The sequence below is a fragment of the Winogradskyella tangerina genome, assembly GCF_003260205.1.
GTDB classification, from domain to species: domain Bacteria; phylum Bacteroidota; class Bacteroidia; order Flavobacteriales; family Flavobacteriaceae; genus Winogradskyella; species Winogradskyella tangerina.
Genome location: NZ_QERF01000004.1, coordinates 80,422 through 105,318, shown reverse-complemented (window position 1 = coordinate 105,318; position 24,897 = coordinate 80,422). Strand labels below are relative to the sequence as shown.

Genomic DNA, 24,897 nt, shown 5'->3' with positions numbered 1-24,897 from the left:
CCTAATTTTTATCCTTTTTCATCCGTCTTTGCATTAATGGCGAATTAATGATATAAACGTCCATTTCCGTATTCTCATTGATCGGAGCCGACATAAGACCGCTATTCTTCGGAATAACCTTCAAGGACTCATCTTGTATTTTCCTTGGAATGACCTCTTGAACAAAAAACTCTCTAAACTGATAGCCCAATTTTTTTTGAGGTTCGTAAATAACCCGACCGTTAATATCACTTATGTTTCTAATATTGAAAGTAAACCCATCCATTTCTTCAAAGGTGAGTTCTTTGAGGCTATCATCAAAATCAGCGACTTGTAAACTAATGCGTTGAGGGTTTAATATTTCTAATTTCTGAATGAAAATTCGCTTGTCGTTATACCTTATTTTGAAATCTCGCCTTTGAACAGTTTTCACATCGAGATCTGTATCAAAATTCACATAGAAACGGTTTTGTTCTCTATTATAAATCACATTAGATTCTTGAAAAATTTTTCCGTCAGTGATAACAAATCGATTATTAAACGTAATGTAATTTAAATACATTGCGCCGTCTTGCCGACGATACTCTGTTTCAATATTGAATAAAGGATTCAGTTTATTAAAATCATAAACCGTATAACTGAAATTATGAATGGAAAAATCTTCGAGTGAGATAGATATCACTCCATAGGCTGTGTGAGCATAACTTACTTTTCCTTTTTTACTCTCTATAATAATGTTGATTACAGGCTCATCATCAATAAAGCGAACATCGCCCTTTACAAATTCGTGATTGAACAAAAAATCCCGAGTGATTTTATAAACAAATGAAAACGAACTGATGTCATAATTTCTAATGGCATCGTGGACATTCAAAAGGGTTAATTCGTTTCCGCCATAAGGCAATATATCTGCGTTTTGGATATATTTCGTTACTTCATTATAAGCCTTGGTATAGTACTCGTCTACATTGAAATTTCTATTCGTCTTAAAGGAATAAAACACAGATTGATTTACTGAATCTTGTACTTTATTTGAATAAATACCTCCGTCGTATTGTTCTAATATGCCTTCATTTAAATTGAAATATAGTTCATCGATTATTTGGTAATCTCTATAATACCCAATGTAAGAATGCGGTTTATCATCGAGATTTACAGGAATGGCGTAAACTGCTTTGCGTACAATATCACTGGCGAGTAATTTTTTATTTTTCTTTACCTCATTCAGAAAAACTCTTGGTTTTTTAGAGTTCAATATAACTGCATCTAAAGCTTCAGTTTGAGACTGCATCCGAAGGATGTTCAATTCATTTTTTAATAGTGAATTGATTTCAACTTTCAATTCCTGATAACCGATAGAAGTTATCACCAAAAACGAAATATCTTCTGCAGTAATGAATGGTAAACGAAATTGACCATTATAATCAGCGATGAGTCCGCGGTTAGAGCCATCAAATCTTATGGTAGCAAATGATACAGGCTCTTCGGTTGAGACGTCTCTGATTTCAATTTTATATTGGACTTGCGCAAAAACACCGCTAAAAACAAGGAAGCAGGTAATACAAAATAGACTTCTAAATATTCGCATAGAAATTTAGTTAGTCTTTGATCTCTTTTTCGTCTGTAATCGTCTCTGTCCCGTATTTATCAACGAGGTATACGAGGGCAGTCATGGTTGCTGCACCTAAAGCAAGTTCTCTTTTATTTACATGTTCGAAGGTATCGTTGGCCGCATGATGATGATCAAAATAACGCTGTGAATCTGGTCGTAAGCCTGCTAAAACAATATCGTCGTTCTTTAATGGCCCGATATCAGCACCACTACCTCCTTTTTCAAAAAAGTGAATTAAGTAAGGTTTAAATAAAGGTTTCCACGCTTCAATTTTTGAAAACATCAAATCTGAACAATCAAAACTAAAACCGCGAGGTGTAAATCCACCGGCATCACTTTCGAGAGCAAATACGTGCTTCTCCCCTTTTTCCTTAGCCACCTCAGCATACTTTCGACCGCCGCGTAATCCATTTTCCTCATTCATAAAAAGAACAACTCGAATACTTCGCTTTGGTCTAACTCCACTTTCTTTTAACAGACGTAAAACATCCATAGATTGAACCACACCGGCTCCGTCATCGTGGGCACCATCACCAAGATCCCAAGAATCTAAATGGCCTCCAACAATAATGTATTCGTCTGGTTTTTCGCTACCAGTTATTTCACCAATCACATTATATGAGAGAACGTCGTCGAACTTCTGACAACTCATTTCGAAGTGGAATTCAAGATTTTGGTCCTTTTTCAGAGCTTCGCTTAATTTTTCAGCATCGTTAGTTGAAATTGCAGCTGAAGGAATTCGTTGTTCAACTGGTAGATCACCATAACCCATGCTTCCTGTATGCGGATAATCGTCTTGTCTAGAACTCAATGAACGCACAACAGTACCAACTGCTCCGTATTTAGCAGCCTCAGCTGCGCCTCTGTAACGTTCGGCTGCACATCCACCATAGGCTTGAAACGTATTTACAAGTTCCTGTTCCCAAGACCTATTTATAAAAATAATTTTACCCTTTACTTTATCTGCCCCTAATTGTTCAATGTCTTTGTATGTCGCTACTTCTATAACCTGAGCTTTTAAACCGCCATTAGGTGTTGCAACAGAACCACCTAGCGCACAAATATTCACTTTTTGAATATCACCATTCGTTTCAAAATAACCCATTTCTTTTTGCCCTCTAACCCACTTCGGCACCATAACAGGTTGCAACCATACTTTGTCCAAGCCAAGTTTTTCAAGCTCCCTTTTTGTATACTGCACGGCGAGTTCAGCATTGGTCGACCCTGATAATCGCCCGCCAATTGAATTAGAAAGATGGTCTAGCCACTCGTAGCTTTTACCATTTGTTAAGGAGGTACTATATACTGTTTTTAAAACATCTTCATCGGTTTGAGCATTCAGCTGAAATGAAAGCAAAAACCCGAAAAGCATAGCCATTAGAGACAATGATTTTAAAGTATTATTCATTTTGTAATTGTTGTTTATAAAGGTCAATATTTTCTTTTTCTTTAGCAGGAAGCTGAGGCTCTTTTATATCGGTATATGTCTTTAATGTATCGTATAAAATTTTTGCCACAATATACCTTGCTGATGGTTTATCGTCTGCAGGAATGTTATACCAAGGCGCATTAGGTTTTGAACTTCTATTGAGAACATCCTCGTAACAAACCTGATATTTATCCCAGAGTTTTCGCTCTTTAAGATCATCTGACGAGAACTTCCATTGTTTATCTTTTCGATTTAGACGTCTCAATAGTCTATTCTTTTGTTCGTCTTTTGAGATATTCAAAAAGAATTTAAAAATGAGGGTTCCGTTTTCAGAAATGTGCTTTTCAAACGCATTTATTTCTCTAAAACGTTTATCCCAAAATGCGTCATTAACATCGTCTACGCTTTGAATATCTGGCATATTCTCATACATCAAGTAATTAGGATGAACCCGCGTTACTAATACATTTTCATAATGTGTTCGGTTGAAAATACCAAACTTACCACGTGCCGGTAATGCAATGTAATGGCGCCATAGATAATCGTGTTTTAATTCAAGATCGGTTGGTTTTTTGAAACTGTGTGCTACAATTCCTCTTACGTTAAACTCCTTGAACACTTCACGAATAAGGCTATCCTTACCCGCAGTATCCATCCCTTGAATACAAAACAAAACCGAATATTTACCATGAGCATACATGGTATTCTGAATTTCAGCGAGGTCTTTACTAACCTCTCTTAAGGCTTCTTTTAATTGTTTTTTATCGGCATTGAGATCTACCTGAGTTGGTAAATCCTTGATGTTCACTTGAGATGTAATCTTAAAATCTTCTATTACAATATCTTTCATATTTCAATAATATCAGATAAAGATAATGAACATTTTACAGATGTACAGATATGACTATTTAAGCTAAAACAGCTTTCAAAATTAAGCCAATAAAAGCCCTATGTTTAAATATGTTTTTCTAGAGTTTTATTTTGAAGCGAAGGCCTTTACATCGTCCTCACTTACTTCTTTACCTCCAAGAATTATTAATCGCTCTACAACATTTCTTAGCTCACGTATATTCCCCGTCCAATCGTAATTTTGAAGCAACTTAACGGCCTTAGTTGAGAATGTTTTTGGTGTACTTCCTTGTTCTTGTGAGATCTTATCAGCAAAGTAATCCACCAATAATGGAATATCTTCTCTACGATCGTTTAACGCTGGAACTTCAATCAAAATAACAGCAAGTCTGTGATACAGATCTTCCCTGAAATTACCTTCTTCAATCTCTTTTTTAAGATCCTTGTTTGTTGCGGCTACGACGCGTACATTTACCTTGATATCTTTATCGCTACCAACACGTTGAATACGACTTTCTTGTAGTGCTCTCAATACTTTTGCCTGAGCCGACAAACTCATATCACCAATTTCATCCAAGAAAATCGTACCGCCACTAGCGGCTTCAAACTTACCTGCTCTGTCTTTATTAGCGGAAGTAAATGCACCTTTAACATGACCGAACAATTCACTTTCAATAAGTTCGCTTGGGATGGCTGCACAATTTACTTCAATCATAGGTCCTTTTGAACGTTCACTCTTTTGATGTAGCCAATGTGCCACCAATTCTTTTCCTGTTCCATTTGGTCCGGTGACAAGTACCCGCGCATCGGTAGGTGCTACTTTATCGATCATATCTTTGATGCGCGCTATCGCAGCACTCTCTCCGATCATTTCGTAGTTTTTACTGACCTTCTTTTTAAGCATCTTATTTTCTACGACTAATTCTTTTCGATCTAGAGCAATTCGAACTGTATTTAATAATCGATTAAGATCTGGTGGTTTTGATATATAATCGAATGCACCCAGACGCATGGTATTGACTGCTGTATCTAAATCGCCATGCCCTGAAATCATTACCATAGGTGTTTCGGGTTTAAGCTTTTTAACCGCTTCAAGCACCTCAACACCATCCATTTTTGGCATTTTAATATCACAAAGTACGAGATCAAAATCTTCCTTTTTAATCTTCTCAATCCCGACTAATCCATCTTCAGCTTCATCAACCTGATAGGTATCATTTTCTTCAGATAATATTTTTACCAGTACACGGCGGATTGCCGCTTCATCTTCAATTATTAATATTTTTGACATCTTATATTCTAAATTTTAATCCTGTTCTTAAATAAAAGGCATTTAACTCATTCAACGCAAATATTTCATCTCTGTCATCATTACGCAAAACATTATTCAACCGAAACGTATATCCGATATAGGTATATGCCACTATATGTTTTGTAAAGCAATATTCGTACCCAAGTCCACCAACTGCTACAGAAAGTGAAATATGATCGGCCTGCCGTCCATCAATGACAATAGGTTCTTGAATATTTGCAAAATAGCCATCGAGTGTCGCAAAAGCCTGCAAGAAACTATGCGTATCGAACGAGTATTTCAAATTAGACTTGGGCACACCTAAATTAAACGACCATTTTTCATTGATTTGTCTAAAGTAACTGATATAAGGTAATGGAATAGGCAAACCTGCTGTTGTATTGTAAGTAAGACCTAAGACAAGTCTATAGGGTCTTTTAATATCTGTCGCATCGGTTCTATCTTTAATAGCAAAAATTCCACCATTCAGGAATAGATCGTCCTTAGTGATCGATTCGGTGAGTGTTGATGCAATTCTTGGATTAATATTAAGACCAAGGCGCCAATCGTTTTTACATTTGAAGGTATATCCCAGACTAAGATCAATGATATGCAATTGATTAAGATTATTTGTATTGAATGGGTAATCGTCTTCCAAATTCAAAATGATTCGGTTGTATTCACCACCAACAACGAGATAATCACCTTCCTTAATTTTTATAGGATAATTAAGGATTGCGCGCAACCTTGTATATTGATCCTCAGACTTACTGCTCGGTATAAAGGAATATTCAAATCGGACGAGATCTGTGAGCTGTGCTTTTACAGAATGAATGCAGCATATTGCAACAATTGCAAGCATAACATAACATTTTGAAAAGCGTAAAATCATATTATTTTTTTTCTATGATATGAACATCGCGTTGAGGGAATGGTATGGTAACGTTGTGCTCCCTAAATAACTTATCGATCTCAAATCTTATATCGCTCTTTGGAAAGGCAGCCATAAAACTATCATTAAGAGTAAATATTAATTTGAAGTTTAATGAACTATCTCCAAAATCAGTGAATAATACTTTAGGTTCTGGTATGTCAATGACATCCGGATGTGTGCTCGCAGCCTGTAATAATAACTTTTTAACCAATTGCACATCGCTGCCATACGCCACGCCTACAGAAACACTCTCTCGTGTTAACGTTCCATTTTGCGTCCAATTGTATAAAGAATTGGTTAAATACAAATGATTTGGGATTACCAGTACCTTATTGTCTATTGTGACGGCTCTAGTGGTTCTGAGTTTGATTTCTTCAACGCGACCTATTTTACCATCTAATTCAATAATATCTCCAACATGAACCGTTTGATCAATAAGAATAAAAACACCTGAAATTATATCTTGAAATAAGGTTTGTAGTGCCAAACCAACCCCGATAAGTAAAGCTGCGGAAGCTGCAAAAACCGCTGTTACATTAACACCAACAGAATGGAGTGTAATGAGGAAGATGACAATATAAACCAGCCATCTGAAATAGCCGTAGATCACATTGAATTTGCCTTTATCTCCTTCTGGCAAATTGCGAGTAATAATTCTGAAAACAATCTTAAGAATAATGGTTGTAATTACTATAGCCGTAATTACTATTATGAAATCTAAAATAGAAATGCTAATCTTTTCACCGAAGTCCACATGCTTATCAAGAAAACCAGAGATTTTCTCCCAAGTACTACTTTCCGTTATTTGCTCTTCTACCTGCCTTAAACCTTGATTCATATATTAATACTTCAACCATTTAAAAAGCTCTTTATACGTTGGCTTTTTACCATACATTAAGATTCCTACACGGTAAATTTTCGCTGCAAACCAAACGGCAAATATAAATGTCGCTACCAATAAAAGTAAGGAAAGTACTTGTTGCCACATTGGCACGCCAAATGGTATTCGCATTAGCATCACCACAGGAGACGTTAATGGTATAAATGAAAAAACCGTAGATACAGTTCCGTGAGGATCTTCGATTACTGTAAATACACCTACATAAACTGCCAAAATAAGCGGCATCAGAATAGGCAGCATAAACTGCTGAGTGTCAGTTTCATTATCTACAGCCGCACCTATGGCTGCATAAAGCGAACTATACAGCAAATAACCACCAATGAAGAAAAACATAAAAGCGATTACCAAATTTAAAATAGGTAGATTGCTAATACCATTCAGAAGGCTTTCTGCCATGGCTTGTGCACCTTCAGCTTGCATGGCCTGATTCATGAGTTCTTGCTGTTGACTTGATGCTTGAGTCATGTCTATTCCAAAAATTGCCGAGACCACTGTTAATAAAACGCCACCAAGCACCACCCAAATTGCAAATTGCGTGACACCAGCTAGAGAAGTGCCAATGATCTTACCCATCATTAATTGAATGGGTTTTACAGAAGAAATGATCACTTCTATAATTCTACTTGTCTTTTCTTCAATTACACTTCTCATAATCATATTGCCGTATATGATTATAAACATAAATAGCAGATAGCCCGCCAAGCCTCCGAAAGCGAGTTTAATAATATTGTCGATCTTAGAACTTTTTTGACCTTCAAAACTTTCTTGAGCAATGTCGATATTAATTTTAGAAGCTTCGATCTGTTCTAAACTCACGCCGTCTTTTTGAAGTTTCATTTCACGCAGTCGTTTTTCAATCTTTCGCTCAATCCCTGCAATAACGGTTAATGACGGTGATTCTTCAGAGTAGAATTTTATATTCTGAGCTACTTCATCTATTGAATCGACTTTAGAAATATGTAATAAACCGTAGTCATTCTTCTCTTTCACCAAGGCTTTAGCATCCTCTAAATTGAGGTCATTCAGTAAGGTATAGGTCGTGTTACTTGTATTTTGAAAAACATCACTTAAAAATTCTGTTTCGTCCAAAACAGAAATGAACCTTTTTTTATCGTTATTTAATTGCGATAAATAAGCAACTACGGCAATTAAAGCGATCATGATCAATGGACTTAAAAAAGTCATGATTATGAATGATTTATTCTTCACCTTCGTAAGGTACTCGCGCTTAATTATAAGTGGTAGATGATTCATTCTTAGTTATTTTTTACCGTTTCAATAAAAATGTCATTTGCCGTTGGAATCACTTCCACAAAGTGGTGGACTTCTGCTTTTGATGCCAGAAAAGACAGCAGGTCATTTGAGGAAATACTTTCGTCTATTTTTATATTCAATTTAATATCATCATTCAAGTTTTTGAAGGTCGCCGGAAGGACCTCAAACTTATCTTTTATTTCAGCTAAAACGGAATTGCTATTTTGTGACTGCAAACCAACTTCAAAAGTGTTGGTCTTGAACTCACGTTTGATATCATTCAGTTTACCGTCTAAGATTTTATTCGATTTATGAAGAAGTGCAATATGATCGCAAAGTTCTTCAACCGACTCCATACGATGCGTTGAAAAAATTACTGTGGCACCCTCATCCCTCAATTTTAATATTTCATCTTTAATTAGATTAGCATTGATTGGGTCGAAACCTGAAAACGGCTCATCAAAAATGAGAAGTTTAGGTCTATGGAGTACAGTCACCACGAACTGAATTTTTTGAGCTTGTCCTTTACTGAGTTCCTGAATTTTCTTGTTCCACCAATCCCCAATCTCTAATTTTTCAAACCAATATTTAAGTCGGCTTTTGGCTTCGGTTTTTGCCATACCTTTAAGCTGTGCCAAGTATAAAGCTTGTTCACCAACTTTCATAGATTTATAGAGCCCACGTTCTTCTGGCAAATAACCAATATCTCTAATGTGTTCAGGTCTTAATGGCTGACCATCTAGCTGCACCGTTCCTTCATCGGGCATTGTGATTTGATTAATAATACGAATTAAGGTGGTTTTACCAGCGCCATTAGGTCCTAACAAGCCAAAAATACTGCCTTTAGGGACGGCAATAGATACTTCATTTAGTGCTTTAAAATTTCCGAAGTTCTTTGAAACGGAATCAGCAACTAACAAGTCATTCATATACGTAGCGGTTTTCTTTTAGAGGTTAGTCTGTAAATATATTAAATGTAGAGCGTATATAAAGAATAATTTGAAGACTTATTAACTTATTTTTAAACGCCTAGGATGCAAGTAATTACATAAAAAACAAAACCCACCCTTATGGTTAGATAAGGATGGGAAAAAATTGCTATGAAAAAGAAAAATTACCGCTAATTAGCATTAGCGATAATTCAAAGATAGTATTTTTTATTAAACCTAAGGTTTTTAAGAGAACATATCTTTTACCTTTTCAAAAAAAGATTTATCCGAACTTTCGGGTTTAGGCTCGAAATGCTCGTCATCTCTCATGTTTTCAAAAAACTCCTTTTGTTTCTTGCTCAAAGTCTTTGGTGTCCAAACATTTACATGAACTAACAAATCGCCTTTACCATAACCATTAATACTTGGTATTCCCTTACCTCTAAGTCTCAATATTTTTCCTGATTGTACACCGGCATCAATTTTTATTCTCACCTTTCCTGAAACGGTGTCAATCTCTTTGGAAGTTCCTAAAACAGCATCGGGTAAACTTACATACATATCGTAATGTAAATTATCCCCTTCACGTTTAAGCGTAGGGTGTTCCTCTTCAGAAATAACGACTAATAAGTCTCCCGATATACCATTCCCAGGCGCATCATTACCCTTACTTGTAACTTTAAGTTGCATGCCATCAACAACACCAGCTGGTATTTTTACCGAAACTGTTTCTTCTGTTACTTTTAGTCCTTGTGCATCGGCATCTGAAGGTTTCTTATCAATTATTTGTCCGGCACCACCACAAGTCTGGCATGTCGTTGCCGTTTGCATTCTACCTAAAATAGTGTTGGTAACTCTGGTAACCTGACCCGTTCCGTTACAGGTTGTACAGGTTTTATATGTAGTACCCGGAGCCTGAACTTTACGTTTAACTTTTATCTTTTTTTCAACGCCATTGGCAACCTCTTCTAAATTCAATTTAACTCGAATTCTAAGGTTACTCCCTTTAACAACGCGTCTTCCGCCGCCACCAAAACCGCTAAATCCGCCACCGCCAAAAGCGCCTCCAAAAATATCACCAAATTGACTGAAGATGTCGTCCATATTCATGCCGCCACCTCCAAAGCCACCTGCACCATCAAATGCCTGATGACCAAACTGATCGTAGCGTGCTTTTTTATCTGGATTACTTAAAACTTCGTAAGCCTCTGCTGCTTTTTTAAATTTTTCCTCAGCTTCTTTATCATCTGGGTTTTTATCAGGATGATATTTTAAGGCCATCTTGCGATATGCCTTTTTGATTTCTGAGTCGGTAGCCCCTTTGCTTACTCCTAATATGTCGTAATAATCTTCTTTCATAATATAACTACACGATTAACCGTGATTAACTCTTTACTGACCAATGACAACTTTTGGGAAACGAATAACTTTATCACCAAGTTTATATCCACGTTCAATGACGTCAATTATTTTCCCTTTAAGGTCATCTGAAGGCGCTGGAATCTGCGTAACTGCTTCATGATCGTCTGCATTAAAGGCATCGCCTTTATTTACTTCGATTCTAGATAAGCCTTGTTGTTCTAGTGTATTTAAAAGCTTGTTGTAAATTAACAATACACCTTTGCGTAATTCTTCAGCTTCTTTATCGTCTTCAATATGCGTTAAAGCACGTTCAAAATCGTCAAGAACTGGAAGCATAGCAATCATTACCTTTTCACTTGCAGTCTTAAATAATTCTACACGTTCTTTGTTTGTGCGCTTCTTATAATTTTCGAACTCCGCGAACAAACGCATGAATTTATCTTTCTCGGCAGCTAACTGATCTTGTAATTGCTCCTCTGCTGATTTTTCTACTTTTTGCTCTTCCGCCTCTGCTGTTGCAGTTGCAGTATCTTCTACTTGTGGCTCTTCAACCTCTTTATTTTTATCTTTTTTACTCATTGTGAGTTATGTTTAAAAACTTATTTAAATCTTCGATTTAGAGGTGCAAAAGTACTGCCATTATCCGAAAAATGTCAAAATGTCATTAACATTTTTTTATAATTCTGAGGGCAAGGATATGTTTAACTTTGCGACTTACGAACAAATTCAAAAAAAAACAATTACATGAAAACTTCATTTTTAAAAATTTTCGCTTTAGTAGCAATCGTATCATTTTCGAGCTGTAATGACAAAGCGAAAGAAGCTGAAACTACAGAAGCAGAAGAAGCAGCCGTTGCTGAAGCTTCTGCCGTAATGTTCAAGGCAGACACTGAAAAATCTACTATTGAGTGGAAGGGATTTAAACCAACTGGATCTCACAATGGTACTATTGGAATAGCTAAAGGTGTAGTAAATGTTAATGATGGCACTATTGAAAGTGGTAATTTTATTATTGACATGAGCACTATTAAAGTAACTGACATTCCAGCGGAAGAAGAAGGAAATGCCAAATTAACTGGTCATTTAACGAGTGCTGACTTTTTTGATGTTGCGACTTACCCACAAGCAACATTCGAAGTTACAGGTATAGAAACTGTTGATGGCAAAGCTATGTTATCTGGTAACCTAACAATGAAAGATGCCACGAACAACATTAAAATTCCTGTATCCACATCAATCGATGGTGACAACATGACTTTAACAAGTGAAACATTCACAATTGATCGTTCTAAATGGAACATTAAGTACGGTTCTAAATCATTCTTCGATAGTTTAGGGGATAACTTCATTAATGATGATATTGAACTAAAAGTAAATTTAGTTGCTACTAAGGCTTAATTAAATTCAATATATATAAATCAAAAAGCACTTACATTTCTGTAAGTGCTTTTCTCTTTCATAACAATTTTATCTCTAAAATTGCCGCGCTATTAGTCAACCATCATCAACCAAAATTTTAACTAATAGCATTTTTGTGTAGTAATGCGTTTTAAATATTTACACTAAAACCATTATTTAGGCATTACTACGGTGTCAATTACATGAATCACACCATTACTTCCCGCTACATCTGTCGCAGTGATTTCGCTGTAATTGCCTGCTTGGTCTTTCAACCAGATCTTTCCGTCTTTTTGCATTACGGTTAATGTTTGTCCGGCAAGTGTTTCAACTTGTACTTTTCCTTTTCCTTTTTTCAAAGCAGCCACAACATCTTTCGCCATTAATTTACCAGATACTACGTGGTAAGTTAAGATCTTAGCTAAAGTTTCTTTGTTTTCTGGCTTTAATAAGTTACTTAAAGTTTCCTTGTCAATTTTTGCAAATGCGTCATTGGTTGGAGCGAATACTGTAAAAGGTCCGTCGCCTTGTAAAGCTTCTACTAAGTCACCAGCTTTTAAAGCTGCTACTAGCGTTGAGAAATTTTCATTTCCTACTGCTGCATCTACGATTGTTCCTTGCGCTGTTGAAGTTTGTGAGAATGCTAAAGCAACAACTGTTGTTAATACAAATACTAACTTTTTCATGATTTTTTTAAATTTATGGTTAAACTATTGCACTTATTTCGTTTTTGAAGTGCTTTCGTTTATATTTACACAGGCTTGTTTGTAATGGATGAGCAAGGCCTCACATTTGGGAAATCTTTAACATTAATGCACAACGATAATCGTCTTATTCAACAGCTTCAAAACAAGGATGAGTATGCATTATCATTACTCTACGACAAATACTCTGGTGCTATTTACAGCGTGATCTTAAAAATGATCAAAGATGAAGGTAAAGCCCAAAATTTACTTCAGGATACATTTATGACGGTATGGGAAAAAGCAGAAAAATACGATGCTAGTAAGGGTCGTTTTTACACCTGGGTCTATCGTATTGCAAAAAATAAAGTGTTAAATGTTCTAAGAAAAACCGACCCGCTCATCCAAACCGATGATTTTAGTGTATATACTCATAAAGAAGATGCTATTAGTATAGATTCTGAGTACTTAGAGCTTAATGGGGCAATTACAAAACTCGAAGCTCATCATAAGGAAGCTATAGAATTGGTTTACTTTAAAGGATTGACGCACAAGGAAGCACACCAGGAAATGGATGTGCCTTTAGGTACGTTTAAATCTTATGTTAGACAAGCTTTGAAACATTTGCGTGAAAGCTATGCGAAAACTTTAGGTTTACTATTACTAATACTAAATGCGCTGTGATGATGGATAAGAAAATGATATTAGACAATGGATTGTTAGAGCAGTATTTGCTTGGAGAACTCAACGCTACTGAATGCGAACAGATTGAGCAGGCCTTGGCATCCGATGCTGAACTTAAATCACATTTTGATCAACTGGAGGAAGATTTTGAATCACTTGGACTCGAAAATGCCATTACTCCACCCGCTTCGGTAAAATCGCAATTATTAGATCAGATAAAATCAGCATCTAATTCTCCAAAAGTTGTTGCCCTTCAGCAAAATAAACGTTCTAAATTTTATCTTGGCGTAGCTGCCAGTATTGCTGCATTATTACTTGTTGGAAGTTTTTGGATGTATAATCAATTAAATTCTGTCCAAGAGCAATTACAAACGGTAGAAACGAACAATTCTGAATTAAATTCCACCATTGAAAACCTCAATAAAGAATTAGAATCGAATAAAACACTTTATGCTGCAATTGTTCATCCCGATACCGAACAATATATTTTGAAAGGCAATACCCAGATGCCTGATGGTAAAGTTGTCAGTTATGTAAACCACAACACTAAATCCGTTGTGATAAATACGGAACGCCTTCCAAAGCTCGATGATGAGCACGACTACCAAATGTGGGCGGATGTTGAAGGTGAAATGATCAATATGGGTGTAATTTCAAAAGACACCAATCTTATGGCTATGAGCTATATTGACCATGCGGAGTCTTTAAATATTACCATAGAACCTGCTGGTGGTAACGACCATCCGACGGTTGAACGTTTGGTGACGAATGTTTATTTAGATTAACTACTAGAAAATAATTGACACTGCTGTACTTCATTTTATTACTTTTGAATACTACTGATTTTAGATCATGTCATTCTAAATAATAAATTTACACCGCTATTTTAAATGGGAATATTTGATTTATTCAAAAAAAAGAAACCTGATTCTACATTTCCTGAAAATGAACTTGAAGAATTATTGATGAAATCTGTTACCGATGCATCAGCACGCAAGTATTTTTATCAAAAATTAATTTGGAATCAATTATTTGTTATTACAGCAAACAACGGACAACAAGAAGGGACAACGGTTTTAGAAAAAGATACTACGGTTCAATTTGCAACCTTTGAAGGCGGACAAATTCCAGTTTTTACTTCAACAAATAGAATTTTCGATAAGGGTATTATTAAGGAGGAAGTTTCATACCTCAGTTTAAAGGGGCAAGATTTGTTCAGTATTGCCAAGGGCGCAACATTCATATTAAATCCTTACTCCGAATATGGTAAAGAATTAGTTCCAAAGGAGATCGAATCCTTAATGAATGGTACTATTTATGACGAATTAGATGAAGAAGAAATTCAGCATAAGGCAAATGAAGCGTTCAATAAAATTTATGAGGAGGCAGGAAAGAAACAAGAGGGATTAATTTATCTAGACGGCTATAAAAGTAAGTCACTTGGTGCAAGTGGTAAAGAACGACTTGAACAGTCCATAATTGGTTTTAAAAAATGTCTTGAGATGATTCCAGATTATTGGCAAAGTATGGTATTAATGGCAAAATCGTATCAGCGATTGGAACGTCATACCGAGGCCTTGGAACTTTTAGAACAGGCTTTTAAAATTGAATTAAAAAACCATTCCATACCCATGGAAGCTTCACTTGAAGCAATGCATATCAACGACATTGAAAAAGCTTTATTCTACTCTGAAGAGTCCATCAAGAGAAAACCAGATGATTATGCTTTAATGGGAAATCATGCTATGAATTTACTAATTGCAGAAAAAGATGATGAAGCAAAAGAAACTATTGATAAGGCGATAGAATTGAACCCGAAAGATGCAATAAACAAAAATATTCTATCGATTATTAAGGGTGTGATTTCTGGTAAAAGGAAGAGGCCAACCTTTAAAGATTCACTCAGATAATTGTATCACAGCAACAAATCCTCGAGCGCCGGACGTAGATTAGCAAAATTAAAATGAAAGCCTTTCTGTTCTATTTTTTGAGAGCTTACACGTTGACTTTCATAAAGAAGTATATGCATCTCTCCCAGAACTAACTTCATTGCAAACTTGGGGATATTAGGCAAGATGAGTGGTTTTTGTAACACATTAGCAGCCATTTTGGTTAATTCCTTATTTGACACTGCATTTGGTGCAACACCATTGTAAATACCTTCGAGTTGGTGTTTTAAAACATACATGAAAATACTTGCCAAATCCTTAACATGAATCCAGCTTTGCCACTGCTGACCGTCTCCAAAAGCCGCACCCGCACCCATTTTTATCGGTTTTACAATTTCGGGTAAAGCACCACCATCCTTGGCTAATACTAAACCAATTCTGATTTTTGCCAGTTTACTCCCTAAATCTTTAAAACCATCAACAGCCTGTTCCCATTGCTCTACGACCTCACCAAGAAATGAATTGGAAACTTCAGAATTAGATTCGTCATAAAAGTTGGTCTGGCTTGAAGGGTATATACCAATTGCACTTGCCGAGACTACATGATCGATTTTATAATTATTTGCCTTAATGGTATCTTGTAACAGTTGTGCTGTCTTGGTTCGACTTTCTAGAATCTCTTTTTTGTAAGCCGAAGTCCAACGTTTTGAAATAGACGCTCCTACCATATTAATAATTGCAGAAACACCTTCAAAGCAAGTATGATCGATCTCTTGAGTGGATGGATTCCAATAAAACCCTTTATAATTCGCCTCAGCACTTAACTTTGATTTCGAAGTTGTTAGATAGTGTACAGCAAGACCTTCAGCATGACATTGTTTTACAATTTCTTGCCCAATTAAGCCTGTTGCTCCTGTGATTAAAACGGTTTTTGGATATTCCATAAGGCAAAGATACGATAGCTACAAAGCGCTAAAAGAAACTTTAGTTTGGATTTAACGTTTGAGAGCTATTTGCAAATTCCAAAGAACTGAAGAAACCTTAGTGGATAAAATCTGTATCGCTAAATGATACGAGCAAGCTTTGTTTAAAATGATTTATGCCAAATTTAATTAAGCATTTTCCGCGCTTCAATTATTATTCAAAAGTTATATTTAGCTCACTTCGTTTCACCGAATACAACTTTAATACATTTGGCTCACTTCGTTTCACCGAATGTTACGATCGCATTTTGCGCGCTCGTAACATTTCTCTCTTTCCAGGTGGTCCGGGAAGACGTTCAACCTTAAAACCAACGGCTTCCATGGCACGCCTTACACTTCCTTTAGCAGAATAAGTCACCAATACACCATTGTTTTTCATGGCTTTAAACATTAATTTGAAAATATTTTCCGTCCAGAGATCGGGCTGAACACGAGCGCCGAAAGCATCAAAATAAATGATATCGAAAGTGTTTTCGTCATTAATATCCTTGAAGAATTTCTGCTGTTTTTCGAGCTTAAAAAAACTAGAAATTTGATGAGACGCTTCCCAAGACACCTTATGCATTGTATCAAATTCATACTTATGGTCTTCAGAAATTAGTTCAATATAATTCAGCTGTTGAATTTCGTGGGTGTCGACCGGATAAGCTTCAACACCGATATATTTAATGTGTTTCTTGACCTCTTCAGATTTAATTAAAGTAAGAAAGGCATTGAGACCTGTGCCAAAGCCAATTTCAAGAATATTAATAGGAGATTGCTCTGAATCATTTTCAAGAATAAAAAAAAGCAAACCATGTTTAATAAAAACATGATTTGCTTCTTGTATGGCACCATGAATGGAATGATATTGCTCATTCCAATCTTCGATCTGAATGGTTTTTGAACCATCGGACGTGGTGATGATCTTACGCTTCAATTCTTTATTGAATAAGTAATTTCTTGATCTTCGGAATTGGTCCAGTACATTCTGTTTTATGACAAGCTAGACAGTTATTTATAGCCGAATTATAACGCTCTTTCAACTGTACATTTGAAAGTGTATCAACCACGGATTGTTGCGATTCTATAAAAACATTAACAAAGCTATTCCATGTGGCTGTTCTGGCATGACCATTACTCATTTCAGCCGAGTGCAACCTCATAAGGTCTAACGGCATTGTCATGGGCTCTTCGCCATTAACAATCTGCTGCTTTAACTGTAAATTGTACGCATACATTGCATTCATTAATGTCGCCATCTCAGAAGGCTGGTACATTACCAATTCTGGCTTCTCTTTACTAGTGTTTTCAGCTTCCTTTGGTTCTGCTTTATCCTTGCAACCAAGGCATAACACAAGCACTAAACAAATGGTGAAATAGTTATTGTTTAAGTAAGACACCATCAGCTAAAAATTGATATTCAAATTTAGGCTCAGTGATCGCAGCAATTTCTTCTTCAGTTTTACCTCCATCTTCGGCAATATGTCTTAATTCATCAACTGAAGTCTCTGTAACGAAAGCTTTTCCGTTAACTACAACTTCCCCTTCAGCATTTAATGGCATAAAAAAACCGTAATCTTTAAATCTCACCATTACCTCTTGTTCGTTGCCCATATCGAGTTTCATCCAACACCCTTTCTTTGAGCAAACTTCAACAATAGTGCCTTTCATTTTGGCATTGATGGTATCACCTTCTTTTAGTCCTTGATAGTGAACCATCATTCGGTCAGAAGCCAAGGCATCGGCATCATTGATTTCCATACCAAATTTAGCATAAGCGATTTCTTGTGATACTTCTTCTGTAGTTTCTTCTGTGGTTTGTTTGTCATTTTTACATGAAAACACCAAGGTAACAACGGCCAATAAATAAAATATTTTCTTCATTTTTATATAATTTCAATTGATTTTTTCGAAATACAAATTTACAAAATTTAAGCCAATAATACCTTTCATTAGACGCTTTGATTTCGTAATTTTGCACAAAATAAAACCTCATTTTTGATGGCTGAAATCCAAACCAAAAAAATCACTATAGAAAAATCTCAAACCTCGAAAATTAACGATGTTGATTTTGAAAATTTAATGTTTGGTCGTGTTTTTACTGATCACATGTTTGTTTGTGATTTTGAAGACGGTAAATGGCAGAATCCTAAAATAATGCCATACCAACCTTTGACGATTGAGCCTTCAGCAAGAGTGTTTCATTATGGTCAGGCTGTATTTGAAGGAATGAAAGCGTATAAAGATGAAAACGGACAGATCTTTTTATTCAGACCTGACGAAAATTACAAACGTATAAACAAGTCGGCAGCACGACTGGCTATACCTGAGTTTCCAGAATCTTATTTCTTTGAAGGAATGGAAACTTTGTTAAAATTAGATAGGGAGTGGATTAAACCTGGCGTTGGCAACTCGCTATACATTCGCCCATTTGTCATCGCAACCGAACCAGCAATCTCTGCCTCACCAGCTGAAGCTTATCGCTTTATGATTATATGTTCACCTGCAAAAGCCTATTACAATGCGCCAGTGAGAGTATTGTTTGCAGAGAAATTTAGTCGTTCTGCTGATGGTGGTGTTGGATTTGCTAAAGCAGCTGGAAATTATGCTGCGCAATTTTATCCGACAAGCTTAGCACAAAAAAAAGGCTTTCAACAAATTATCTGGACAGACGCTTCAACACACGAATATTTGGAGGAAGCTGGTACCATGAATATTTTCTTTAGGGTTGGTGATAAATTGATCACGGCACCTAATAATGATAGAATTCTAGATGGGGTAACGCGTAAGAGCGTCATTCAACTCGCCGAAGATCTTGGGATAGAATGCGAAGTAAGACGTGTAAGTGTGAAGGAAATTAAAGCAGCGGCAAAAAATGGTAGTTTGAAAGAAATTTTTGGTGCCGGAACAGCAGCGGTTATTAGTCAGGTTTCAGCCTTTGAGCATGCTGGTGAAGTTTTTGAAATGCCTGAAATTGAAAATAATTATGCAAGCTTATTCAAAAAGTCATTAATGCATATTCAGCACAACTTATCTGAAGATAAACATGGTTGGCGCCATGAGATAAAATAAATGTAAACTAAAAAAAAAGCAGCCGTAATGGCTGCTTTTTTTTATGACTCTAGAATCTCTTTTATGTGTGGCTTAAAGTAATTAGGGCCTTTTAACACCTTGCCATCTTCCCTGTAAATAGGCTCACCATCTTCTCCTAATTTACTCATATTACTGCGTTGGATTTCTTCAAAAACCTCTTCGATTTTATATTGTAATCCGTGCTCAATAATGGTACCGCATAAAATATAAAGCATATCACCAAGTGCATCCGCCACCTCAACGAGGTCATTATCATTGGCGGCCTCGAGATATTCTTCATTTTCTTCACGCATTAGTTTATAGCGCAGCATGTTTTTTTCTAGTCCTAAATCGGCTTTTGGAGATTGGCGGTATCCTAACTTAAAAGCCGTATGAAATGCTTTAACAGCATCGATTTTGTCTTGCATAGCGTATAGTTTGTAAGTGCTTAAATTTTTATCTTTCCCGTTTAACTTCTAAATTTTGTGCAGAAACTACAAAATTTAAAAATACCCAAGGAAACGCTTTACTAATACAGCAATTATTTCATTTACTATAAATTTATAAATCAAATAATAGCCGTATTTTTGCATAAAAATACGCTAATGTTTTCTACAGGTCAATGGATTTTTGCAATTTTATTTTTTGTCGCTTTTGTGATCGCTATCGCCTATCAATATGGCAAAGACAAAAAGATTCATAAAGCCTACTATAAAGGTACAATTTGGATATTAATAGCCTTTATTAGCTTTATTGGTATGATCGCTGCGGTGAAGTTTTTATTGATGTAAGTCCACTTATTTTTCAAGTTCAATTTACTTCAACCTTAAACTTATTGGTAATATCTTATTGTACTATTCAGATTTATTTTGATGACGGTTTACAATCTCTTCGATGATACATTGAAATGAGATCACCTAGAAATTATGATACTACTAACACTTATATTCATTCTTAAAAAAAAGCAGCCTAAATAGGCTGCTCTTTATATTTTTAAAATTGAACTCTTATTAGTTCACCTCAGGTAAGAAACTATACTTCTTACTATAATTTAGCATCTGCTCTGGGAAACCTACTGGTTGGGAAACCTTAATAGCTGTGATCTCACCATTGTCGTCCATTTCTGGTACTAAAACCGGATTAACAAATCCGCTGTAAGGTGCCGATGTAAATTGCTTATTACGCTCAAGTACTTCTGCATGAATTTCCTGATCTACTTTCACACCATAACCTTCTACTAAGGCTTCAACAGCTGCATAATCACCTTCAGACTTAATACGTTGTGTTTCTCTCAGTAGTTGACCGAATAACTCATGTAACTTGTCGTAATCGTTAATATTGAAATAGGTCTTACCATCTCGAGTAACTTTTTCTATGACGTTGTCTTTTGCACCTTTCTCAAATACCCAAGCCGACACCCATTGTCTGTTTCTCATGTGTGCTTCTTCTACATCATCACCGAGATTAAGACGAATCAATTGGGTCATTAAACCATTTCTGATATAACCGTCATAAGCTGCCATACCAACTTTTTTCCAATCTTCCACAAGTCCAAGTTCTTGTAATTTCGAATCGTATAAATAATAGAGTCCAACTAAATCAGCACGTCCTTCTTCTAATGTAGATGCATAATTTTTTAGAGTTTCTTTAGTCTCACCAACGCCAGGATTTAATTGTCCTGAAGCATGCCCGATCACTTCGTGTAAAGCAGTATGAAGTTTATCTGCCAACTGGCCGTATTCTTCCTCGAGGGCGAGTTCTTCCTCATCATGGACAAACTCTTTTAAGCGACCTGTACTTCCTGCATTGTTATAAGCGTTGATGATATTACCAAGTGATACTGATTTACTTCCAACCTCTTTTCTAATCCAATTTGCGTTTGGTAGATTAACACCGATTGGCGTACTTGGTGAAGCATCGCCAGCTTCTCCAGCAACAGTAACCACTTTATAAGTAACACCAACAACATTATCTTTTTTATGCTCATCCATCAGAGGAGAATTATCTTCAAACCATTGTGCATTATCAGAGAGAACTTTCATTTTTTGAGACATATCAAAATCGTTAATCTGAACTATCGTCTCATAAGATCCTCTGTAGCCTAATGGATCGTTATAAACTTCAATAAAACTATTGATGTAGTCTACATTGCCATCCGTAGCTGCAGTCCAAGCCACATTATAATCATCCCAAGTTTGTAAATCACCTGTTTTGTAGTACTCAATGAGTAAGCCAATGGCATCACCCTGTGCTTTGTTTTCAGCTACACCTTGAGCCTTTTCTAACCATTTCACAATTTCATCTATGGCTGAACCATATAGTCCACCTGATTTGTAAACACGCTCTTTTAAAACACCGTCTTCTTTCACTAATTGAGAATTTAGACCAAAAGACAAAGGACGGTCTGGGTCTGGAGATTTCTTAGCTGCGTAAAAAGATTCAACATCAGCATTGGTAACATTAGAACCATAAAAATTAACGGCAGATAATGCAACATTATCTATGCCTTTTGCTTGATTGACCTTTTTTGCATCCTTATCGTTGAATATTACATCGAATGCTTCACCGTCTAATTTGGTGCTAGTTGCCTTAAATAGTTCGTTTAAATATTCCTTTGAAAAATCGGGTTTGATTTTATCATTTGAATAATGATGATGAATACCATTACTAAACCAAACACGCTTTAAATATACTTCAAAAGCTTTCCAATCCTCTGTTGATTTATCGCCGTCAAAATTCACATAGACATTCTCTAAGGCTTTTCTAATTTTTAGGTTATGTCTGTAATTCTGATCCCACATAATATCTCTACCTGCAAGTCCGGCTTCCGTCAGATAGTAAACTAATTTTTGTTCTTTAAGTGTAAGATTATCCCAACCTGGAATCTGATATCTTAGAATTTTAAGGTCAGCAAATTGCTCTACATTAAAATCGAATTCAGCTTCTGTTTTTTCAGTAGTTTCATCTGTCCCAGTGGTCTTATTATCGTCTTTACAAGACCATGTAAAAACTGCAATAAGACAGATAATAATTATTGATTTTAATTTCATGTGTTAGTAAGATTTTTAGATTACCACAAAAATAATACATCTCTGACATATCATAAAATTGCTATCTTTGAGTGGGCACTAACTAATTAATCAGGTTAAATAATGAAAGCATTTAAGTACATCTTATTATTGCTACTCGTTCTAATCATTGGCTTTTCAATTTATATTGCAGTTCAGCCTAATTCTTTTGAAGTAGAAAGGAGTAGAACCATGAAAGCACCAGCTTCAATGGTTTATGAAAATATCATCGATTTTAAAAATTGGGCCGCATGGTCATCTTGGGTTGAAGCCGATCCTGAAATGGTAATTACCTTACCTGAAAAAACTGAGGGCGTTGGAGGTTCTTATTCATGGGAAGATGAAAATGGGATTGGCACCATGAAGACATTAGAAGCAAAACCTTATACATCGATCGTTCAAGAAATGCAAATTGCAGATTTCCCAGCTTCAAGTGTAGTTTGGAATCTAAAATCTAATGACGATGGCACTACTGAAGTTACCTGGAATATCATAGGAAAAGATTTACCTTTCGGGTTTAAAGCTTACGCAACTGTGATGGGGGGCATGGATAAACAAATTGGCCCACATTACGAACGTAGTTTGGCAAAACTCGATAGTATTTTAACGGCCGACATGCAGCGTTATAATGTTGAAATAAAAGGTATTACCGAATATGGTGGTGGTTTCTTTTTGTACAAAACCACCAATGCCAATTCTACTAATATAAGTGCTAAAATGGCTGAAAATTTCGGAGCAGTTGCACAGTTTATGGGGCAGCAAGGTATCAGTCAATCTGGAATGCCGATGACCGTTTACAATGAAATGGCTGAAAATGTCATTATGAGCAATGGCATTCCTATCAATGAACGCATTGATGTACCAGCAGATGCTGATGTTTCAATCGGTTTTATCCCAAAAGTGAAAGTTCTAAAAACGACCTTAACAGGAAATTATACCAACCTCAGAGTGGCATGGGAGGTCACTATGAAGCACATAGAAGAAAAAGGCTTGGAATTATCGGAAGTTAAACCATTTGAGATCTACACAACCGACCCTGGTGATTATCCGAATCCGGCAGACTGGAAAACTGAGATCTACATTCCCTTAAAAGAATAAATGAAACAACTCCTACTTGTTTTTATCGGTGGTGGCTTTGGAAGCGTTCTAAGGTTTGCAATGGGTAAATGGCTCAATAGTTCGGGTGATGGTATTCCGTACGGAACCTTTGCAGCAAATATATTAGGTAGTTTAATAATCGGCATCATTCTGGGACTTGCCGCCAAGAATAATTCACTTTCTGAAAATCAAATTCTATTACTAGCAACAGGGTTTTGTGGAGGCTTTACCACATTCTCTACTTTTGCCTATGAGAATCATGTCTTTCTGAAATCTGGTGATTTCACCAGTTTCGCTATTTATACTATTGGAAGTTTTATTGTTGGTTTTCTCGCGGTATTTTTAGGGATTTTTTTAACGAAATAAGTTTCAATATTGGGCGATGATTAAAGTTTATCGAATTATTGCTTTGATGCTTTTAATTCTACTTGTTAGATGGATTATCACTATGATTATGGGACTGCTTAATATGGGTGACAATTTTAACCCTGAGCAAGTTAGACTTAATGAAGTCTTATCTTACATATTAGAATTTCCACTTGTACTAATTGAATCGCACTTCCCGAAAGTAATTAGTCATATTTACTTTTGGAGTTTTCAAAACTTACTCTTCATAGCAATCAATACCTTCATCCAAGCCTGCGGGCTTTATTTTTTCGGACAATGGGTTTACAATAAACCGAAAAATCCTAAATAGACTGTTTTTATTCCTTTTTAAAGTCCTTGATACCAGCTTCAACCTTAGTAGCTATGTAATTAGATCTCGGAACAATTGGGCAAGAATATTTATCATTATAAGCACAATAAGGGTTGTAGGCCGTATTAAAATCGATGGTTATTGTGTTTCCATCCGGAATGCGTAAATCAATGTAGCGCCCGCCGGCGTAGGTAGAATTTCCATTAGAATCATCTAAAAAGGGTAAAAAGAGGGCATCACGAGATCCTTCAGATTGTATTTCTTCCTTATTCTGATAAACATTCAATTGAAAAGTTTCGCCATTCAGCTCAAAACTTACCACACCGTATATCCGTTCAACATTAAAGTCGCCCGTTGTTGTTTTCATATTGAACCATTCAGAATCTGGTGTCTCTTTTAAATTAGCTTTTACGACATAGGTTGAATCAAACGGAAAAAAATCTAAAGTCTTAAAGCTTTTGAGATCCTTTTTCTTTAGTGGTGATTTCGAGGCATCCTTGAACATAATATTCATCTGCTTTTGCCAAGCCGTATCACCCAAAAGCTTTTCCTTTTTAGAGCAACTAAGTACACATAGTAAAAACAGACCAATTATATATCGATTCATTTTTTCATCTTTTTCAGTATTCAAAAATACAACATATCAAATTTTATTGTAAGTTTGAATCGTTAAACAAAAGAACAAATGTTAAAGTTAAATAGATATACAAAGCAAGTCGCAGTGATTTCTTCGGAAAACCTTCGGATGCATTATCTATTGTAGCTATATGAATATACTGTTAAACAATATTTAAAAGTCCGAC

The 24,897-nt window shown here is 35.9% G+C and carries 27 protein-coding genes; 9 read left to right on the top strand and 18 right to left on the bottom strand.

Features of this window, described 5'->3' with window-relative positions:
• Nucleotide 1: 1 nt before the first annotated feature.
• The 10 genes from DDY94_RS07670 to DDY94_RS07625 all read right to left on the bottom strand — a co-directional run bounded on the left by DDY94_RS07670 (nt 2) and on the right by DDY94_RS07625 (nt 11,119).
• Complete coding sequence (locus DDY94_RS07670) at nt 2–1,567, bottom strand: carboxypeptidase-like regulatory domain-containing protein (RefSeq protein WP_111683514.1); 1,566 nt, start codon at nt 1,565–1,567, stop codon at nt 2–4.
• Between the two features lie 10 nt (nt 1,568–1,577).
• Nucleotides 1,578–2,999, bottom strand: coding sequence for a M20/M25/M40 family metallo-hydrolase (locus tag DDY94_RS07665; RefSeq protein WP_111683512.1), 1,422 nt, complete (start codon nt 2,997–2,999; stop codon nt 1,578–1,580).
• Nucleotides 2,992–3,870, bottom strand: coding sequence for a PPK2 family polyphosphate kinase (locus DDY94_RS07660; RefSeq protein ID WP_111683510.1), 879 nt, complete (start codon nt 3,868–3,870; stop codon nt 2,992–2,994). Before DDY94_RS07660 ends, DDY94_RS07665 begins: the two co-directional genes overlap by 8 nt.
• A gap of 126 nt (nt 3,871–3,996) precedes the next feature.
• Nucleotides 3,997–5,160 carry a sigma-54-dependent transcriptional regulator gene (locus tag DDY94_RS07655; RefSeq protein ID WP_111683508.1) on the bottom strand — a complete coding sequence of 388 codons (1,164 nt, stop codon included), beginning with the start codon at nt 5,158–5,160 and terminating at the stop codon, nt 3,997–3,999.
• Between the two features lies 1 nt (nt 5,161).
• Nucleotides 5,162–6,022, bottom strand: coding sequence for a DUF6268 family outer membrane beta-barrel protein (locus tag DDY94_RS07650; protein WP_111683506.1), 861 nt, complete (start codon nt 6,020–6,022; stop codon nt 5,162–5,164).
• 31 nt (nt 6,023–6,053) lie between these two features.
• Nucleotides 6,054–6,932 (bottom strand): mechanosensitive ion channel family protein, encoded by an 879-nt coding sequence (locus tag DDY94_RS07645; RefSeq protein ID WP_111683505.1) that lies wholly within the window; start codon nt 6,930–6,932, stop codon nt 6,054–6,056.
• 3 nt (nt 6,933–6,935) lie between these two features.
• The gene (locus DDY94_RS07640; protein ID WP_111683503.1) at nt 6,936–8,249 is read right to left on the bottom strand and encodes an ABC transporter permease; all 1,314 of its coding nucleotides are present in this window, start codon (nt 8,247–8,249) and stop codon (nt 6,936–6,938) included.
• A 2-nt stretch (nt 8,250–8,251) separates the two neighbouring features.
• Nucleotides 8,252–9,178: an ABC transporter ATP-binding protein gene (locus tag DDY94_RS07635; protein WP_111683501.1), complete on the bottom strand. Its 927-nt coding sequence runs from the start codon at nt 9,176–9,178 to the stop codon at nt 8,252–8,254.
• A 246-nt stretch (nt 9,179–9,424) separates the two neighbouring features.
• Nucleotides 9,425–10,537: a molecular chaperone DnaJ gene (dnaJ, locus tag DDY94_RS07630; RefSeq protein WP_111683499.1), complete on the bottom strand. Its 1,113-nt coding sequence runs from the start codon at nt 10,535–10,537 to the stop codon at nt 9,425–9,427.
• Between the two features lie 33 nt (nt 10,538–10,570).
• Nucleotides 10,571–11,119 (bottom strand): nucleotide exchange factor GrpE, encoded by a 549-nt coding sequence (locus tag DDY94_RS07625; protein WP_111683497.1) that lies wholly within the window; start codon nt 11,117–11,119, stop codon nt 10,571–10,573.
• Between the two features lie 165 nt (nt 11,120–11,284).
• Between DDY94_RS07625 and DDY94_RS07620 the strand changes: the two genes are divergently transcribed.
• Nucleotides 11,285–11,938, top strand: a complete 654-nt coding sequence (locus DDY94_RS07620; protein WP_111683495.1) for a YceI family protein — start codon at nt 11,285–11,287, stop codon at nt 11,936–11,938.
• A gap of 173 nt (nt 11,939–12,111) precedes the next feature.
• Here DDY94_RS07620 and DDY94_RS07615 read toward each other — a convergent pair whose 3' ends face one another.
• Entirely contained in the window at nt 12,112–12,624 is a 513-nt protein-coding gene (locus DDY94_RS07615; protein WP_111683493.1) for a fasciclin domain-containing protein, read from the bottom strand.
• Between the two features lie 126 nt (nt 12,625–12,750).
• On the opposite strand from DDY94_RS07615, the gene DDY94_RS07610 reads away from it, so the two are divergent.
• The 3 genes from DDY94_RS07610 to DDY94_RS07600 all read left to right on the top strand — a co-directional run bounded on the left by DDY94_RS07610 (nt 12,751) and on the right by DDY94_RS07600 (nt 15,215).
• On the top strand, nt 12,751–13,305 hold the full coding sequence (locus DDY94_RS07610; RefSeq protein ID WP_111683734.1) for an RNA polymerase sigma factor: 555 nt from the start codon (nt 12,751–12,753) through the stop codon (nt 13,303–13,305).
• Nucleotides 13,305–14,090 carry an anti-sigma factor gene (locus DDY94_RS07605; protein WP_111683491.1) on the top strand — a complete coding sequence of 262 codons (786 nt, stop codon included), beginning with the start codon at nt 13,305–13,307 and terminating at the stop codon, nt 14,088–14,090. Before DDY94_RS07610 ends, DDY94_RS07605 begins: the two co-directional genes overlap by 1 nt.
• Nucleotides 14,091–14,195: 105 nt before the next feature.
• Entirely contained in the window at nt 14,196–15,215 is a 1,020-nt protein-coding gene (locus tag DDY94_RS07600; RefSeq protein WP_111683490.1) for an SseB family protein, read from the top strand.
• Nucleotides 15,216–15,220: 5 nt separating this feature from the next.
• Here the strand turns inward: DDY94_RS07600 and DDY94_RS07595 are convergent, their stop codons facing one another.
• From DDY94_RS07595 to DDY94_RS07580, 4 genes are all read right to left on the bottom strand, one after another.
• Complete coding sequence (locus tag DDY94_RS07595) at nt 15,221–16,138, bottom strand: TIGR01777 family oxidoreductase (protein ID WP_111683488.1); 918 nt, start codon at nt 16,136–16,138, stop codon at nt 15,221–15,223.
• A gap of 274 nt (nt 16,139–16,412) precedes the next feature.
• Nucleotides 16,413–17,096, bottom strand: coding sequence for a tRNA (5-methylaminomethyl-2-thiouridine)(34)-methyltransferase MnmD (gene mnmD, locus DDY94_RS07590; protein WP_111683486.1), 684 nt, complete (start codon nt 17,094–17,096; stop codon nt 16,413–16,415).
• 4 nt (nt 17,097–17,100) lie between these two features.
• Nucleotides 17,101–17,562, bottom strand: a complete 462-nt coding sequence (locus tag DDY94_RS07585; protein WP_111683484.1) for a hypothetical protein — start codon at nt 17,560–17,562, stop codon at nt 17,101–17,103.
• A complete protein-coding gene (locus DDY94_RS07580; RefSeq protein ID WP_111683482.1) occupies nt 17,540–18,043 on the bottom strand; it encodes a DUF4920 domain-containing protein in 504 nt (167 codons plus the stop codon). The genes DDY94_RS07585 and DDY94_RS07580 overlap by 23 nt, the downstream gene beginning before the upstream one ends.
• A gap of 117 nt (nt 18,044–18,160) precedes the next feature.
• Here DDY94_RS07580 and DDY94_RS07575 point away from each other — a divergent pair, with 117 nt between their 5' ends.
• Nucleotides 18,161–19,231 carry a branched-chain amino acid aminotransferase gene (locus DDY94_RS07575; protein WP_111683480.1) on the top strand — a complete coding sequence of 357 codons (1,071 nt, stop codon included), beginning with the start codon at nt 18,161–18,163 and terminating at the stop codon, nt 19,229–19,231.
• A gap of 41 nt (nt 19,232–19,272) precedes the next feature.
• Here DDY94_RS07575 and DDY94_RS07570 read toward each other — a convergent pair whose 3' ends face one another.
• Nucleotides 19,273–19,659 carry a pyrophosphohydrolase domain-containing protein gene (locus tag DDY94_RS07570; protein ID WP_111683478.1) on the bottom strand — a complete coding sequence of 129 codons (387 nt, stop codon included), beginning with the start codon at nt 19,657–19,659 and terminating at the stop codon, nt 19,273–19,275.
• A 177-nt stretch (nt 19,660–19,836) separates the two neighbouring features.
• Here DDY94_RS07570 and DDY94_RS07565 point away from each other — a divergent pair, with 177 nt between their 5' ends.
• The gene (locus DDY94_RS07565) at nt 19,837–20,022 is read left to right on the top strand and encodes a hypothetical protein (RefSeq protein WP_111683476.1); all 186 of its coding nucleotides are present in this window, start codon (nt 19,837–19,839) and stop codon (nt 20,020–20,022) included.
• Nucleotides 20,023–20,241: 219 nt separating this feature from the next.
• On the opposite strand, the gene DDY94_RS07560 is transcribed toward DDY94_RS07565, so the two are convergent.
• Nucleotides 20,242–22,281 carry a dipeptidyl-peptidase 3 family protein gene (locus tag DDY94_RS07560; protein ID WP_111683474.1) on the bottom strand — a complete coding sequence of 680 codons (2,040 nt, stop codon included), beginning with the start codon at nt 22,279–22,281 and terminating at the stop codon, nt 20,242–20,244.
• 102 nt (nt 22,282–22,383) lie between these two features.
• On the opposite strand from DDY94_RS07560, the gene DDY94_RS07555 reads away from it, so the two are divergent.
• The 3 genes from DDY94_RS07555 to DDY94_RS07545 are packed head-to-tail and all read left to right on the top strand — an operon-like array spanning nt 22,384 to nt 24,094.
• Nucleotides 22,384–23,397, top strand: coding sequence for an SRPBCC family protein (locus DDY94_RS07555; protein ID WP_111683472.1), 1,014 nt, complete (start codon nt 22,384–22,386; stop codon nt 23,395–23,397).
• On the top strand, nt 23,398–23,763 hold the full coding sequence (gene crcB / locus DDY94_RS07550; RefSeq protein ID WP_111683470.1) for a fluoride efflux transporter CrcB: 366 nt from the start codon (nt 23,398–23,400) through the stop codon (nt 23,761–23,763).
• Nucleotides 23,764–23,779: 16 nt separating this feature from the next.
• A complete protein-coding gene (locus tag DDY94_RS07545) occupies nt 23,780–24,094 on the top strand; it encodes a hypothetical protein (protein WP_111683469.1) in 315 nt (104 codons plus the stop codon).
• 7 nt (nt 24,095–24,101) lie between these two features.
• On the opposite strand, the gene DDY94_RS07540 is transcribed toward DDY94_RS07545, so the two are convergent.
• Nucleotides 24,102–24,701 carry a DUF1684 domain-containing protein gene (locus DDY94_RS07540; RefSeq protein WP_111683733.1) on the bottom strand — a complete coding sequence of 200 codons (600 nt, stop codon included), beginning with the start codon at nt 24,699–24,701 and terminating at the stop codon, nt 24,102–24,104.
• Between the last annotated feature and the right edge of the window lie 196 nt (nt 24,702–24,897).

Coding starts and splice junctions, on each gene's coding strand:
- DDY94_RS07670 (WP_111683514.1), bottom strand. CDS start 1,567: ATGCGAATATTTAGAAGTCTATTTTGTATTACCTGCTTCCTTGTTTTT.
- DDY94_RS07665 (WP_111683512.1), bottom strand. CDS start 2,999: ATGAATAATACTTTAAAATCATTGTCTCTAATGGCTATGCTTTTCGGG.
- DDY94_RS07660 (WP_111683510.1), bottom strand. CDS start 3,870: ATGAAAGATATTGTAATAGAAGATTTTAAGATTACATCTCAAGTGAAC.
- DDY94_RS07655 (WP_111683508.1), bottom strand. CDS start 5,160: ATGTCAAAAATATTAATAATTGAAGATGAAGCGGCAATCCGCCGTGTA.
- DDY94_RS07650 (WP_111683506.1), bottom strand. CDS start 6,022: ATGCTTGCAATTGTTGCAATATGCTGCATTCATTCTGTAAAAGCACAG.
- DDY94_RS07645 (WP_111683505.1), bottom strand. CDS start 6,932: ATGAATCAAGGTTTAAGGCAGGTAGAAGAGCAAATAACGGAAAGTAGT.
- DDY94_RS07640 (WP_111683503.1), bottom strand. CDS start 8,249: ATGAATCATCTACCACTTATAATTAAGCGCGAGTACCTTACGAAGGTG.
- DDY94_RS07635 (WP_111683501.1), bottom strand. CDS start 9,178: ATGAATGACTTGTTAGTTGCTGATTCCGTTTCAAAGAACTTCGGAAAT.
- dnaJ (WP_111683499.1), bottom strand. CDS start 10,537: ATGAAAGAAGATTATTACGACATATTAGGAGTAAGCAAAGGGGCTACC.
- DDY94_RS07625 (WP_111683497.1), bottom strand. CDS start 11,119: ATGAGTAAAAAAGATAAAAATAAAGAGGTTGAAGAGCCACAAGTAGAA.
- DDY94_RS07620 (WP_111683495.1), top strand. CDS start 11,285: ATGAAAACTTCATTTTTAAAAATTTTCGCTTTAGTAGCAATCGTATCA.
- DDY94_RS07615 (WP_111683493.1), bottom strand. CDS start 12,624: ATGAAAAAGTTAGTATTTGTATTAACAACAGTTGTTGCTTTAGCATTC.
- DDY94_RS07610 (WP_111683734.1), top strand. CDS start 12,751: ATGCACAACGATAATCGTCTTATTCAACAGCTTCAAAACAAGGATGAG.
- DDY94_RS07605 (WP_111683491.1), top strand. CDS start 13,305: ATGATGGATAAGAAAATGATATTAGACAATGGATTGTTAGAGCAGTAT.
- DDY94_RS07600 (WP_111683490.1), top strand. CDS start 14,196: ATGGGAATATTTGATTTATTCAAAAAAAAGAAACCTGATTCTACATTT.
- DDY94_RS07595 (WP_111683488.1), bottom strand. CDS start 16,138: ATGGAATATCCAAAAACCGTTTTAATCACAGGAGCAACAGGCTTAATT.
- DDY94_RS07585 (WP_111683484.1), bottom strand. CDS start 17,562: ATGGTGTCTTACTTAAACAATAACTATTTCACCATTTGTTTAGTGCTT.
- DDY94_RS07580 (WP_111683482.1), bottom strand. CDS start 18,043: ATGAAGAAAATATTTTATTTATTGGCCGTTGTTACCTTGGTGTTTTCA.
- DDY94_RS07575 (WP_111683480.1), top strand. CDS start 18,161: ATGGCTGAAATCCAAACCAAAAAAATCACTATAGAAAAATCTCAAACC.
- DDY94_RS07570 (WP_111683478.1), bottom strand. CDS start 19,659: ATGCAAGACAAAATCGATGCTGTTAAAGCATTTCATACGGCTTTTAAG.
- DDY94_RS07565 (WP_111683476.1), top strand. CDS start 19,837: ATGTTTTCTACAGGTCAATGGATTTTTGCAATTTTATTTTTTGTCGCT.
- DDY94_RS07560 (WP_111683474.1), bottom strand. CDS start 22,281: ATGAAATTAAAATCAATAATTATTATCTGTCTTATTGCAGTTTTTACA.
- DDY94_RS07555 (WP_111683472.1), top strand. CDS start 22,384: ATGAAAGCATTTAAGTACATCTTATTATTGCTACTCGTTCTAATCATT.
- crcB (WP_111683470.1), top strand. CDS start 23,398: ATGAAACAACTCCTACTTGTTTTTATCGGTGGTGGCTTTGGAAGCGTT.
- DDY94_RS07545 (WP_111683469.1), top strand. CDS start 23,780: ATGATTAAAGTTTATCGAATTATTGCTTTGATGCTTTTAATTCTACTT.
- DDY94_RS07540 (WP_111683733.1), bottom strand. CDS start 24,701: ATGAATCGATATATAATTGGTCTGTTTTTACTATGTGTACTTAGTTGC.